Consider the following 229-nt stretch of genomic DNA (forward strand, 5'->3'; position numbering starts at 1 on the left):
TCTTCATCACTGTTGACTTCAGCCAAATGATGAAGATTGCTTTGAGCGTCATAATGTCCTTTTTCCAATGTCTCCTTATGGTCACTCTCTAGCACTAATGAGCTAAATGTAGCAGAGCCATCAACAATGACCGTCATCGGTCCACCACTGCTCCATTGCCCACCACTCATGCTTAAATCGTCAAGGGAGTGAATGTTTAAATCCTTTATAGAGATGATTTGTGCCTGCT

It is taken from the genome of Bartonella sp. AP58NXGY (genome assembly GCF_042195785.1).
GTDB lineage: Bacteria > Pseudomonadota > Alphaproteobacteria > Rhizobiales > Rhizobiaceae > Bartonella.